The 13,017-nt window shown below is 58.2% G+C and carries 10 protein-coding genes; 7 read left to right on the top strand and 3 right to left on the bottom strand.

The window, feature by feature from the left end; all coding sequences use genetic code 11:
- Positions 1-17: 17 nt before the first annotated feature.
- The 6 genes from NPS47_RS04190 (at position 18) to NPS47_RS04165 (ending at position 6,101) form a co-directional block, all read left to right on the top strand.
- Positions 18-1,133 carry a glycosyltransferase 61 family protein gene (locus tag NPS47_RS04190; RefSeq protein ID WP_274293842.1) on the top strand — a complete coding sequence of 372 codons (1,116 nt, stop codon included), beginning with the start codon at positions 18-20 and terminating at the stop codon, positions 1,131-1,133.
- Positions 1,134-1,565: 432 nt separating this feature from the next.
- A complete protein-coding gene (eppA, locus tag NPS47_RS04185; protein WP_191831747.1) occupies positions 1,566-1,742 on the top strand; it encodes an EPS-associated small membrane protein EppA in 177 nt (58 codons plus the stop codon).
- A gap of 256 nt (positions 1,743-1,998) precedes the next feature.
- Positions 1,999-2,556 carry a polysaccharide biosynthesis/export family protein gene (locus tag NPS47_RS04180; protein WP_274293841.1) on the top strand — a complete coding sequence of 186 codons (558 nt, stop codon included), beginning with the start codon at positions 1,999-2,001 and terminating at the stop codon, positions 2,554-2,556.
- 25 nt (positions 2,557-2,581) lie between these two features.
- The gene (locus NPS47_RS04175; protein ID WP_274293840.1) at positions 2,582-3,700 is read left to right on the top strand and encodes a hypothetical protein; all 1,119 of its coding nucleotides are present in this window, start codon (positions 2,582-2,584) and stop codon (positions 3,698-3,700) included.
- Positions 3,701-3,720: 20 nt separating this feature from the next.
- On the top strand, positions 3,721-5,283 hold the full coding sequence (locus tag NPS47_RS04170; protein ID WP_274293839.1) for a GumC family protein: 1,563 nt from the start codon (positions 3,721-3,723) through the stop codon (positions 5,281-5,283).
- 11 nt (positions 5,284-5,294) lie between these two features.
- Positions 5,295-6,101, top strand: a complete 807-nt coding sequence (locus tag NPS47_RS04165) for a CpsD/CapB family tyrosine-protein kinase (RefSeq protein WP_274293838.1) — start codon at positions 5,295-5,297, stop codon at positions 6,099-6,101.
- 192 nt (positions 6,102-6,293) lie between these two features.
- On the opposite strand, the gene galE is transcribed toward NPS47_RS04165, so the two are convergent.
- The 3 genes from galE to NPS47_RS04150 all read right to left on the bottom strand — a co-directional run bounded on the left by galE (position 6,294) and on the right by NPS47_RS04150 (position 11,454).
- Positions 6,294-7,256: a UDP-glucose 4-epimerase GalE gene (gene galE / locus NPS47_RS04160; protein WP_274293837.1), complete on the bottom strand. Its 963-nt coding sequence runs from the start codon at positions 7,254-7,256 to the stop codon at positions 6,294-6,296.
- Positions 7,257-7,324: 68 nt separating this feature from the next.
- Positions 7,325-9,922, bottom strand: coding sequence for a cellulase family glycosylhydrolase (locus NPS47_RS04155; protein WP_274293836.1), 2,598 nt, complete (start codon positions 9,920-9,922; stop codon positions 7,325-7,327).
- Positions 9,923-9,927: 5 nt separating this feature from the next.
- Positions 9,928-11,454, bottom strand: a complete 1,527-nt coding sequence (locus NPS47_RS04150) for an O-antigen ligase family protein (RefSeq protein WP_274293835.1) — start codon at positions 11,452-11,454, stop codon at positions 9,928-9,930.
- Positions 11,455-11,549: 95 nt separating this feature from the next.
- Here NPS47_RS04150 and NPS47_RS04145 point away from each other — a divergent pair, with 95 nt between their 5' ends.
- Positions 11,550-12,926 (top strand): oligosaccharide flippase family protein, encoded by a 1,377-nt coding sequence (locus tag NPS47_RS04145; RefSeq protein ID WP_274293834.1) that lies wholly within the window; start codon positions 11,550-11,552, stop codon positions 12,924-12,926.
- The last annotated feature ends 91 nt before the right edge of the window (positions 12,927-13,017 follow it).

Below are 13,017 nucleotides of genomic sequence, written 5' to 3'. Positions count from 1 at the left end.
TGAGGGGAGTGATCTTCATGGAAAGTAATCTTTCGAATTTCAGTGCGTCGAGCGCTGAAAAACAAAAAAGAATCTCACTTTCCGCCTATAAATTCATGGCGAGAAAACTGTTTGCACGTAAAACAGAAATCAACCTGAAAAATGTAGCGGCGAAAAGCTGGGATATTGCTCCGGGGGAAACAACGATTTCACCGCCGGCTTTTTTTCTACCTGGCCAGTTAGAGCGGGTCAGTGCCTGGGAAGCGCGGTTTTTTCCTTTCGAGCATCCTGCCCGTACCATGCACGGACGGCTGAGGATGGAGCATGGCTCGACACGTGGCCACTTGATTAAGGACGTCTGGCTGATCGATGGCGCCCTGTACAAGGGCAATGCCAGTCTGTGGTTGTCGCTGAACCCGACCAAGTTTCCACGCATCGTCGTCGACACCGAGATCCAGCGTGGCGCCGCTTACTGCACACAAAATGGCAACACCTGGTTTGGTACCTGGTTGATGGAAGACTGCGTGACCTACGCACTTGCCTGCAATGAAGGGGTGCCGGTGACCACCGCGCCATCGGCCAGGTTCCCACTCTTTACCCAGGCACCCGCCTATGAGAACTGGCTGGGCATGCGCCCGGTTCGCTTACGCAGTGCGTTTTTTCGCGAGCTGGTGCTGTTCGATGATCTGAGCAATAACCGCAGCCGGCATTTGCGTTACCGGGCGATGGGGGAAAAGCTGCTCTCGCACGTGAACCATGCCGCTCACCCTGGGGTGTTCATTCTTCGCGGCGGGGACGGTGACTTGCGTTTGTTGCGCAATGAAATCGCGGTCGCTGAGCATTTGCACAAAACCCGCGGATTTCGCATCCTCGACCCGTTGAGAACGGATGTTCCGACCATCGTTGCAACCTGTGCCGGAGCGAAAGTCGTGGTGGGGGTTGAGGGAAGCCAGTTGGTACATGGCGTCAATGTACTGCAGCCGGGTGGAGCGTTGTTGGTGCTGCAACCACCGAACCGTTTTGTCAGCTATTACAAGTTCCTCACTGATCGCGATCATCAGCATTTCGGCTTTGTGGTCGGAACGCCGGAAGGCGATGGCTTCACCATCGATACTGAAGAGGTTGAGCGCACGCTGGATCTGTTTCCGGTATAGCGGCGTTTACTTGAATCCCAAGCCAATACGTCTGGTTACGAAGCAGAAATATTCGTATTTGATTTCTCAGCGTTGAAACACTCTCTTTCGTTTTCGGCGCCAGGTTCGTGCTGGCGTCGGTTACCTGTCGCCTTATTCAAGCAAATTTCAGGGGGTATGACGGTTGATTTTTTCCACCGTCAACAGACCGGATAGTCCCAGCACTGGCTGGAGAATGGCGGTCTAGAGCGCTCAACCGAACAGGCCTGAGACTGAATAAATCTGCTGACGGCATTTTGACGCGGGGCGACACTTCCCATTGAGATTTATTATGGTGTCGGATCGTTGACGTAGTGTCATTGTGCTCATAAGCTCAATTCAACAAAGTAACAATCTTTCACCCGCCGCACGCTGTTGGTTACTTTTTTATACCAGGCCTTTCTGGAGGGGATTATGCGCTCGACACTGTTGATAAAATCGATTTTTCTGTTGGTGCTTATGAGCGGTGCGGCGGGGGCTGCTGATTCTTATGTTAATAAAACGAGTGTCGTGCCCATTGGCACAGCGGGCTGGCTTTTTGCGTTTGCAGTGATTGGCTTTATTGCAGTCGCCAACAGACGAAAAGTTTAAGCGAAGTTTGTGAGGGTCACGATTAATACTATTGTATTAATACCGTGTCGGCGCATCTGCCGCGGCTTGTTAATTCTCAAGCCATTGCTATATTCCACTGGTCTGCCGCCTTCGGGCGGTGCTGACTGAAGGACGTGGTACCGGCTTCAGGGGTGATCGACGCCAGCGCAGCGGGTTGCAGGGCTGCGTAAAGAGCGAGAGTTTGTATGTTGTTCTCAATTAGTGCTCATTTGGCCGCCTGGCCGGAGGGATCCTCATGCTACGTTTGATGACGTCTGTGCTCTGCGTGCTGGTGGTCTGGACGGGTACTGGCAACGCTACCGAGAAAAACGCCCCTTACTTGCTCAATCCCGGCGACCTGGTGTCTATTTCCGTCTGGGGTGATGAAAAACTGCAAGGGGAGGTCAGCGTACTTCCCGATGGCAGTATCACCTTCCCCTTGGCAGGGCGCATTGATGTTGCCGGGCTTGATGCCAGCGCCGTCGAACAGAAAGTCGCTGCCAGACTTGAAAAATTCATTTCCGATCCGACGGTCAGTGTTGTGGTCAAAAATGCCGCCGGCAATCTGCTCTATGTCCAGGGCAAAGTAGCCAAGCCCGGTCCAGTGCAAATGGCAGGCCCTACAGCGGTGCTGCAGGCCCTGAGCATGTCAGGCGGCCTGGACAAATTCGCGGACGTCAGTGAAATCAAGGTGGTCCGTGGTACGGGCGACACACAAAAGATAATGCCCGTGCACTATAAAGATTTGATTTCCGGGCGCGATATGTCTACCAATATCCAGCTGCAGGCCGGCGATACGCTGGTCGTACCTTAAACTGCCCGACCTAATAAGAATTACAGTGCCTCTATTGCGAATACCCGGCGTTGCCACAGCATGCTTGATCCTGCCGTTTGCGGGCATGGTCCAAGCCTCCACCTGGCAGTCCTCGGCAGCATTGCCGACCACTGTCGAATATGACAGCAACCCGTTGCTCTTGACGTCTGGGGAGGAGGGTGTGACGCGTACGATCATCGCCCCCGACTACAGCCTCGTCGGCACCTTCGATCGCGACCAGTTGCGCCTGGGTCTCGGGGTGCGGGTGTTGCGCTCGTCCGACACGAATATCGTCGATAACCGTGAGGACCCCAACGTCAATCTGGGCTGGCAGCGAGAGACCGAAACGGGCGGCTATGGTTTGTCGGCGCAATACAATGAAAGCTCGACACTGTCTTCCGCTGTGCAGGATACCGGCGTGGTCACCACCACCGATGGCACGCAGAAGTTGTACGTGCTGGCCGCCAACTGGAACAGCGCCCTGACTGAACGCAGCACCTTGTCCAACGAAACCAAGTACTCCAGCGCCACCTATGACGTGGATACGCTTACCGGTTATGACGAGCTTGCGACCAATCTGACCTGGACCTATGCCTGGAGTGAACGTACCGACCTGTACACCGGCATCGGTGCCAAGCGCTATGAGCCGGATGATGAAACCCTGGCAAGCGCCTCCAATAGCTACAGCCCGGTAGTCGGCTTGAAGTATCAGTTCTCCGAGCGCCTGCAGGGCGATGTGCACCTGGGCGTCAATGAAGTCTCCGGTGACGGTGGTGGTCGCCGCGGCGAAGGCGGGCTTTCGCTTTACTACACAGGCGAGCGAAACGCTTTGAGTGTCGATGCCGAGCGCAGCACGGTCGCCAGCGCCGAGGGTGGTTTCACCGAGGTCGATTCGGTGCGCGGTGCCTGGAGCTATGCGCTCAACGAGACCAGTCGTGTAGGTCTTGATGCCGCCTGGCAGGACAGTAAAGGGCAAACGCCAAACACGTTGCAGACTTATGGCGCCTGGGCGAGTCGAGACCTTTCGCCTTTTTGCGATCTGCGCCTATCGTTGATGTACAAGGAACGCCAGCAAGACGGTTTGCCAGATGCTGTAGGCACGATCATTGGTATGACCCTGACCTATAGATTTCCCGACCTCTGAACTTCGGCAGAGTGGCCCCTATGAAATCTGAATACGAGCTGTCCCTCAACGATTACATAGCCATTATCAAGGACCGGGCCCTGCTGTTGGGCGTGAGTATCGTGGTCATTCTGGCAGTGACTGCGGTGGTCGCGGTGACTGTCCCGCCGATCTATCAGTCGACCGGCACCATCCTGGTGGAATCGCAGCAGATTTCTCCGGAGCTGGTGTCGGCGAACAACAACAGTTTTGCCGATGAGCGCATTGAAGTCATTCGCCAGCGGGTGATGACCCGCGACAACCTGCTGCGGATTATCGACAAGTACAACCTGTTCGCCGACAAGGGCGGGCGCTTCAGCGAGTTCGACAAGATCGACCTGATGCGCAACTCGATTGTGGTGGCCACCCTCAGTACGTTCATCAAAGGGCGTGGCGAGGCGACGGTTGCGTTCAACGTGTCGTTTGAGCACAAGCGCCCGGAGGTTGCCAAAGAGGTTGCCAACGAACTGGTCACGCTGTTTCTCAATGAGAACATCAAGCAGCGCACCGAGCGTGCCAGTGAAACAACCGTGTTCCTGACCCAGGAAGCGAACAAGCTGGGCGCCGAGCTGGCCAGCCTGGAAAACCAGTTGGCCGACTTCAAGCAAACCCATGCCAATGCCTTGCCCGAGCATCAGGCATTGCGCATGGGGATGTTGTCGCGTTCAGAGCTCGAGTACAGGGAAGTCGACCGCGACTACAAAGCAGCGCAGGAAGAGCTGCGTTACCTTGAGCTGGAGTTGTCTGCCGCCAATGCCGGATTGACCAGCAAGGCAGAAGGCGCCAAATCCGTTGCCGATCAGCCTCAGGACCTGCCCAGCCTCAAGGCGGAGTACACCAGGCTGCTGACTCGATACACCGACGCGCACCCGGATGTGGTTGCCGTCAAACGCAAGATCCAGGCGCTCGAAGCCACCGGCGTGCGTGGCGCGCCGGCTTCTACGGTAAGCCTGGATGTTGCCCGGGTGCGCACCCGGATTGGCGCTGCGCAGGAACGCATCGCTTCACTGGCCGAGCAGAAGCGTGAGCTGGTGAAGAAGATGGAAGGCTACGAGGCGGAAATTCTTGAAGCACCGCAAGTCGAGCGTGGCCTCGTCACCTTGATGCGTGATCACGACAACGCCCGCAAGAAGTATGAGGAAATCCGTGCCAAGGAAATGGGCGCGAAGATTACCGAAAGCCTGGAACAGGAGAACAAAGCCGAGCGCTTTGTGCTGCTGGAGCCGCCAATGATGCCGGAGAAACCGGTCAAACCGAACCGCAAGAAAATTGCTGCGCTGGGCCTGGTGCTGGCACCGGCCGGTGGTGCCGCGTTGGTGATGCTGCTGGAAATGTTGAACCAGCGCGTGCGCGGTGTAGGGGCGCTGGAGAGTGTGGTGGGCCGGCGCGTGTTGGTGGCCATTCCCTATATTCCCACCCAGGCCGATCTGGCACAGCGCAAGAAGTGGCGAAAGCTGCTGCTCCTCGCTGGGCTGGTGCTGGTTGCTATTCTGATGGTGCTGGTGCACGTGTTCTACATGCCTTTGGATCTTCTGCTATTTAAAGCTATGGCTAGATTTGAATAGGGAAAGCAGTGATGGACAGGATCACCTCGGTGTTTGGAAAGAATATTCATCAGGTCAACCCGGATGCCTCGCCGGCAGCGGACGTCCCGCCGCCGGCCGAGCAGCCGGAGGTACCCGGTCAGTTCGATTATGTGCAAACCAGGGTCGTGCCGTTGCGCGCAGAGCACCTGGAACGTCATCGGATTGTGGCTTACAACAAGAACTCGAACCTGAGTACGTCGTTCGACCTGCTGCGCACGCAGGTGCTGCAGGCGATGGAAGAGAATGGCTGGCGCACCCTCGCTATCACCTCGCCGACACCGGAAGCGGGCAAGACGGTATTGGCCATCAACCTGGCAATGAGTATTGCCCATCACACTACCAAGACGGCGCTGCTGGTGGATTTTGACTTGCGTCGCCCCAGGGTCGGGGCAAGTCTTGGGTTGTCGATGGAAAAGTCGCTCAATGAGCTGCTGTCCAACAAGGCCGGGTTGGAAGACGTCATGGTCAACCCGACATTGCCGCGTTTTGTGGTGTTGCCGACGCGCGAACCCATTCCGCTGTCCACCGAGCTGCTGTCATCACCCAAGGTCAGCAACCTGATCGGCGAGCTGCGCGAGCGCTACGATTCGCGCATCTGCATTTTCGACTTGCCGCCCTTGCTGAGCTCCGATGACGCGATCACCTTGTTGCCCAAGTTCGACTGTGTGCTGCTGGTGGTGGCTAACGGTTCGAACAACAAGAAAGAGATCGAAGACTGCATGTACCATCTGGCGACGGCCAATCTGATCGGTACGGTATTGAACAAGGCGGGGCCGCAACCGCGCTCTTACTATTAAGCAGGGGCAGGTAAAAGCTAAATGCCCGTTCCCCGGTGGGAGCGGGCCTTGTCCCGCGATCGGGCGCGTAGCGGCCGCAAATCCTGAATGTGCGGTACCTCTGATACACCTAGCTGCTTGGTTTTACTGCCGCTTTGCGGCAGATCGCGGGGCAAGGCCCGCTCCCACCGGGTGGCTGGTCGTGCTTGGTCGTTAGTGCCAGGGGTATTGCCGTTCCCAGTGCCAGGCGTGACTGACGATCTGTTCGAGCGATGCGAACTTTGGCTCCCAGCCCAGTACGTCCTTAGCCTTGCGGGCATCAGCCACCAGCCGTGGCGGGTCTCCGGCGCGGCGCGAAGCTTCGTTGACGACGATCTGGCGACCGGTCACGGTGCGGGCTGCATCTATCACTTGTTGCACCGAAAACCCCAGGCCATTGCCAAGGTTGAACGCGGTGCTAGCGCCACCCTTCAATAGATAGTCCACAGCCAGCGAGTGGGCCGAAACCAGGTCGCTGACGTGAACATAATCACGAATGCAGGTGCCGTCGGGTGTGTCGTAGTCACGACCAAAGACAGTGACCTCTGTGCGCCGCCCGGCAGCGGCCTGCAGAATCAAAGGCAACAGGTGGGTTTCCGGTAAATGGCATTCGCCCATCTCGCCCTCAGGGTCTGCCCCGGCGGCATTGAAGTAGCGCAAGCAGACGGATTTCAGTCCATAGGCACGGTCAAAGTCCTCGAGTATCTGTTCCACCATCCACTTGCTGCGGCCATAGGGGTTGATTGCAGCCTTCGGATGATCTTCGTCGATCGGGACATACTGCGGGCTGCCATAGACGGCGGCGCTCGAGGAAAAGATCAGGTGCTTGATGCCGGCCCGGACCATGGCCTGCAGCAGTGTCAGGGTCGCCGCCACGTTGTTCTGGTAGTACTTGGCAGGGTCGGTGACAGACTCGCTCACTTCTATGAAGGAGGCGAAGTGCAGTACGGCATCAAACTGATACTCGGCGAACAGGGTATCCAGGGCCCGGCCGTCGGCGATGTCCAGTTCGACCCAGCGGACGTTGTGACGAGTGGGGGAATGATCTGCAACCAGCACTTCATGACCGGCGCTTGAAAGGTGCTTGACCATGTGCGAGCCGATATAGCCTGCACCGCCGACAACCAAAAACTTCATCCAAACCTCCTGGCATCTGTTGGTGCGCGAACGGTGCAATCAGCTTTGACTGTAGAAGGCGAAATGGCCTATTTCAAGAACAGCCAGTTGGACATTTGCCGAGCGTCGAAGGTGATCTGGTAGCGGCCATCCTGGTAGGTTGCGGCAAGCTCTTTGACTGGTCCGTGGGCCTGGTAGCCGAACAGCTTCAAGCCCGCAGGCGCTTTGATGCTCAGGCTGCCTTCGAGGGGTTCGACATTAAACGGCGTCATGTCATCGGCTTTCGGCACGGCCCGGGTGCCCAACGAGATCAACAGCTCGCGCGATTGGCTGAGCGGCTTGGCGTCAAGGCTTTGCACCACGACACTGGCGTAGGCGTTTTTCACCTGAACCTGGATGTCGGCAAGGCTGATGGTCTTGCCACCCAGCCAGCCGGTAGCGGCCTGGGTCAGCGGCGTGTCGATGGTGTAGAGGCCTTGTTGCCAGTTGCGCTTGAGCTCGCCAGTGTCGCTGGTGGACTCGCTGGCATTGGCATCCAGCAGCGACTGGCCGGGGTCATGCAACACCTGCGCTGGTGGGGCGATGGCGCCTGGCTGCAGCCATGGCAGCTCCGCTGTTTCGGGCATGGCGATCTGCAGCTTGCCTTTCTCGATGGCGGTACGCAGCAACACCGAGTTGTTCGGGTTGACGGGCTGGTTGAACAGGGTGTCTGGCGTGGGTGCGAAGACGTAGCGGGTCGATGCTTCGCGTACATCGGCACGACGATAGAGCAAGGCCGCAGCGGGGAGGGTGGCGATCATCGCCGGGTCGTTGTAGGCATTCCAATTGCCCGTCCTGATCCAGCCGGCGTCGAAGGCTTGCTGGCTATAGGCATATTGCATCAGCGCATCCCAACCCTGATGGCTGGCGGTACCGGCAATGTACAGCGGCAGCGAGTGGCGGTCGGGGGTAGGGAAGGGTTCAGTGTTCCACTCGGTGACTGTCAGCGGCTTGCCCACGACCTGGCCCGCGGCAAGCCAGTTGATCATGCCGTCGCTGGTCAGTGGGTTCTTCTCCAGCTGAGCTGCGCCGCCGTAGCTGTGGGCATCGATCACATCGCCGACGGTTAGCGCCGGCAAGGCGCTCAGGCCATTACCGCCCCAGGTGCTGGTGGTGGCGATGGGGACCTTCACCCCGATACTGCGCAGGTGCTCGATCATATCGACGTTGAAGCGTCGCTCCAGATCGTTGAGAAACAGTTTCGACGGGCCGTACTCCCAGGCCCGCCAGGTTTGCCCGGCTGGCAAATCATGGCGCATGGCAAAGGCCTTGGCTTCGTCCATGTACAGCCGACTGTGCTTGGGTACGTCTTTGTCCGGCAGCAGGATATTGCCGAAGTGCTGGGTGATATCGTTTTCGTTGGTGATCAATACCGCAGCGATGGCTGGATCGTCTTTATAGGCAAGACCGGTGAAAGCGTTTACATGGGTCAGGTAGTCTTCGGCAAAGCGCTTCATTGCCTGCTGTAGGGTGATGTTGACATAGGCATAGCCTTTGAGGCCGGCTCGACCTTGGTCCTGCGGCAGCTCCTGGAACGCATAGATGTTGTCGTTGGCCGTCAGGGCGCGCTCTACGTGCATGTCGAGCCATACATAAATGCCTTCGTCTTTAAGGCACTTGATCCACCAGTCGATCTTTTTCAGCGATGCCGCGCTCAACTGCTGGGTGTCCTGGATGGCGTCTGCCTTGCCGAACATGTTCGGGCTGACCCAAGGAGAGTCATGGTGGTGCAGGCGCACGAGATTGAAACCCAGTGCCGACAGGCGTTTGGCCTGCTGTTTGATCTCCATGTCGGAGGTGTTGAAGATCGCGTACGCCGACACGTTGGTGCCCCAGAAGCGTGCCGGGGTGTTATCGGCAAACAGCAGCTGTTCGCCGGACGCTTTGACGAAACCGCGCTTGCCGGCTGGTTTTTCGGGGGCATTGAGAAACGACAGATCGACCGGCGAGGTTCGCCAGTCGAGCTGGTCGTCCGGCCAGGTGCCGGGGTCTGCCAGGCCGAAGCGTTCGCTCGGGGTCTGGCCCAGGGCAATGTCGCCGGTCAGGTTCAATACCGCTTTGATCTGCTGGCGACCGGCGGGGACGGAGCCCTTGTAGAAGAAGGCACGCACTTGTGAAGGGTTGCCCTGTTCGAAAAACACCTTTGCCAGCGGAGGTTCGAAGCGCATCTCCAGGCGCCTGCTCTGGCTGTTCCCCCAGGACCAGCCGCGATTGTCGGGTAGCAGCACGGGATCGCCCATTTCCCCGGCAATCAGCTCCGGGTCGAACTGGAAAACGATACCGCCGCCCTCAACGTTCGATTTCTGGCTATGGGCATCGAGGTCGAAGGTCCAGGTCAATGTCTGCGCTGCCGGCTTGTCGATATCGGCCTGCAGATCGAAGTCGAGGCTTTTGTTGCTGCCCGACAGGCTATAACGGTACGGCGCATCGACCTTGAATGACGTGGGAAAACCCGTCCAGCCCCAGTCGGCGCCCCAGAAGTCGAATCTGGAGATCATCGCCGGACCACCGCCGCGGGTCAGGGTGGGTAGACCGTTTTGCTCTTCTACGCTGACGGTCCAGTCGCTTGCCCCGCTGGTCAGCGGCAAGATAACCAGGCAAACGAATGCCGAAGCCCGCATGAAGGGGCGCAGAGCCAGTGAGGTCATTGACATTACCTGGGTTGAAGGCCGGCACGGAGAAGGTTTTCGGTCTGGGTGTACCTGTGCCTGCGGACCATCTGGACATACGCCGCGCCCACGCCGGCGACCGACCAATACACCACGGGAATCACGGTGATGCTGCTGACGGTAAAAATGATCACCATGATCCCGACAAGCGTTGCCAGCAGCGCCCGTCCGAGCTGTCGCTGTTCATCGTCCTTGTCGGGGAATGCGCGCAGTGCCTTGCGGATTCCCAGCAGAACGCTGAGAAAGAACGTCACGAACAGCGTCAGTCCGACCAGGCCGGTGCGTAGCGCCAGGCTGACGTAGGTATTGACGATATCGATGATGCCCTGGCCTTGAATCATCGATAGCATTTCAGGGGTGTTGCGATAATCGAATGAACCGAACAAGGGGTTGCGCTGGATAACGATCCACGAGTTGTCGAGCAGACGCTGGCGGTAGGTGATGTTCTCTTTTTCCAGGTTGCCAACGAAGGGCAGCAGGTCGAGGACCTTTTCGCCACCGGGTGCCAGGGTCAGCAAGGGAATTGCCAGCACTCCCGCGAGGGCCAGCAGGGTCAGGCGCCTGACCGCGCCCCTGCCGGTGGCGATGAACGCCGCAATGATGATCACGGCGCCGATCCACGGGCCACGCGACAGCGGCGCTATCAGCCCGCCAAACAGCAGCAGGGCGCCGAGATAGCGCTGCCAGCGGCTGCGTACATAGCCCTGCACGAAGAGGAAAAAGCCGATCGCCACGCTGATGACGTAACCCAGGGCAATGGCCTGACCGGTGGTCGCACTGGCGCGCAATGAGGTGCCGCGGCTCAGGTAGTTGGACATGCCCCACTGCACACCCATGGCATCGGTCAGGGCGTTGTACAACAACCAGTGACGGGTGAATTCGGCAACGCCAATGATTGCCAGTACGAACGCGGCGAGCACGAAGGCCAGCAGCGCGTCCTTGAAATCACTCAGTTCCTTCAGTCCCCGGCTGGCGACGTAATACGGCAGGAACACGTCGACGTAGAGATAGAACGTCTGGCGCAAGGTGTCGGTGAGGGTGGTTTCGCGCAGGTACAGCAGGTTCATCAGCACCACACCGGCAGCCAGCAGCTTGTCAGGCAAGGTGCGGCCAAAGGCCTGGGTATCGCTCTGTTTGCTCAGGTACAGGGCCGCGGGCAGCAACACACAGAGTGTCAGCAAGCGTACGTGGTTGAGTTCGAACAGGTAGTTGATGACCCCGAAGCCGGGGATCTGTACCGACGCCGGCGGAATGGCGAAAAGCAGCAGGAAGAATAGCGCCATGGGGTTGCGTTCGCGGCGTCCTGCGAGCGTCAGCACGATCGCCGCGGCGCCGGCATACAACCAGAAACTGTGGGAGAAAAAAGCCAGCAGGGTCACGATGAACCACAGGTTACGTCGCCGCTTGAAGTCGCGGTACGGAATCAGGTCTGTTGCAGGCCGGCGCGCAAGGATAAAAACCATGCCAGCCAGAAACAGAATGACGATAAGCGCACGAAAATGTTCAGGCATTGGCGATGGGCACCTGTCCCTTGGTGGATGACGGCTAGCATCATGGCTAATTGAAACTATAGTGACTTCTAGCCATTCAGTCAGAGATTGATGTCATGCCGTCGATTGATGTGTCAGCCCCGGTGAGTCTCAAAAGACGCGCAATCTGGGCCGGGGCCTGGAACGTGTTGTCGTTGGTGCTATCGCAAGTCCTTCGTTTGGGCGGCAACCTGATCATTGCCCGGTTGTTGGTACCGGAAATGTTCGGGGTGATGGTGATTGCCACCACGGTATCCGTGCTCCTTCATCTGCTATCGGATGTCGGTATACGGCAGAACATTGTCCAGAGCCGACGTGGCGACGATCCGCTGTTCCTCAATACCGCCTGGACGGTGCAGATCATCCGCGGCTTTGTGCTGTTTTCCCTGACCCTGCTGCTGGCCCTCGGCGTCTGGCTGACCCAACTCGGCAATCTGTGGCCGGCGGGCTCCACCTATGCCGCACCGGAACTGCCGCTGGTGCTGGCGATCACCGGCATATCGGCAATCATCTTTGGCTTCCAGTCAACAAAGATAGATGTCGCGGTGCGAACTTTCCAACAAAAGCGCGTGGTGCTGATCGATCTGACGTCGCAGGTCGTCGGCTTGGTGGTGATGTTGCTGATCGGCTATTTCACCCGCTCGATCTGGTCGCTGGTGATCGCCAGTGTGGTAGCGGCCCTGACCAGTACGGTCCTTGGCCACGTGGCGCTGCAGGGGCCGCGTAACCGCCTGCAGTGGGATCGTTCGGCCCTGACCGAGCTGGTCAATTTTGGTCGCTGGATCCTGGTGTCGTCGGTCGTCGGCGTGCTGGCCATGTATGGCGACCGCATCTGGTTCGGGGCCAGCATGACCGCGGCGGAGCTGGGCGTGTACTCGATTGCCGTGCTGATTCTCGGTTCGATCCAGACCGGCCTGATGAAGTTGTTCGGCGCCGTGGCCCTGCCAGCCTTCAGCGAAGCGGCCAGAGAGGGCGACAGTGAACGTCTGAAGGCCCTGTACATGCGCTTCAAATTGCTGGTTGACCTGGTCTCGCTGTTTACCTGCGGCGGGCTGCTGACCGCAAGCCCGATGCTCATTGGCTGGATGTACGATGAGCGGTATGCCGGTGCAGGCACTATTCTTGCGATATTGTCGCTGTCTTTTCTGGTCTTGCGTTACACCTTGGCGCACCAGGTCTGGCTGGCCATGGGACTGACGAAATACCAGGCGATCGACAACATTATTCGCCTCGTCTCGTTATGGGGGCTGCTACCGTTATTGTTAGCCATCGGCGGCGTGAACTATGCGATCTGGGGGGTGGCCTTGCATACGTTCCCGACCCTTGTACTGATTGTGTACGTCAACCGCAAGCTAGGTATTTTCGACCTCAAGCGCGAACTCGCGGTGCTCCCGGTGGTGGCCGTCGGGGCGTTATGCGGCGTGCTGGTAACGAGCTTTTTCAACTGGCTGTGAGGCGTGCCCGGTTACTTCTCTAAAAACGATAAATGGCATAGGTCTTGGGATCATGGGGAAGTTTCAGTTTTGTACTCCGCTATTAGGTCGC

Source organism: Pseudomonas putida (genome assembly GCF_028682475.1).
GTDB classification, from domain to species: domain Bacteria; phylum Pseudomonadota; class Gammaproteobacteria; order Pseudomonadales; family Pseudomonadaceae; genus Aquipseudomonas; species Aquipseudomonas putida_AG.
This window is presented reverse-complemented; position numbering and strand designations above follow the sequence as displayed.

Excerpts from the sequence above, each read along its gene's own strand:
- eppA (WP_191831747.1), top strand. The coding sequence starts at position 1,566 with ATGCGCTCGACACTGTTGATAAAATCGATTTTTCTGTTGGTGCTTATG.
- NPS47_RS04150 (WP_274293835.1), bottom strand. The coding sequence starts at position 11,454 with ATGCCTGAACATTTTCGTGCGCTTATCGTCATTCTGTTTCTGGCTGGC.
- NPS47_RS04170 (WP_274293839.1), top strand. The coding sequence starts at position 3,721 with ATGAAATCTGAATACGAGCTGTCCCTCAACGATTACATAGCCATTATC.
- NPS47_RS04155 (WP_274293836.1), bottom strand. The coding sequence starts at position 9,922 with ATGACCTCACTGGCTCTGCGCCCCTTCATGCGGGCTTCGGCATTCGTT.
- NPS47_RS04190 (WP_274293842.1), top strand. The coding sequence starts at position 18 with ATGGAAAGTAATCTTTCGAATTTCAGTGCGTCGAGCGCTGAAAAACAA.
- NPS47_RS04145 (WP_274293834.1), top strand. The coding sequence starts at position 11,550 with ATGCCGTCGATTGATGTGTCAGCCCCGGTGAGTCTCAAAAGACGCGCA.
- NPS47_RS04165 (WP_274293838.1), top strand. The coding sequence starts at position 5,295 with ATGGACAGGATCACCTCGGTGTTTGGAAAGAATATTCATCAGGTCAAC.
- NPS47_RS04180 (WP_274293841.1), top strand. The coding sequence starts at position 1,999 with ATGCTACGTTTGATGACGTCTGTGCTCTGCGTGCTGGTGGTCTGGACG.
- galE (WP_274293837.1), bottom strand. The coding sequence starts at position 7,256 with ATGAAGTTTTTGGTTGTCGGCGGTGCAGGCTATATCGGCTCGCACATG.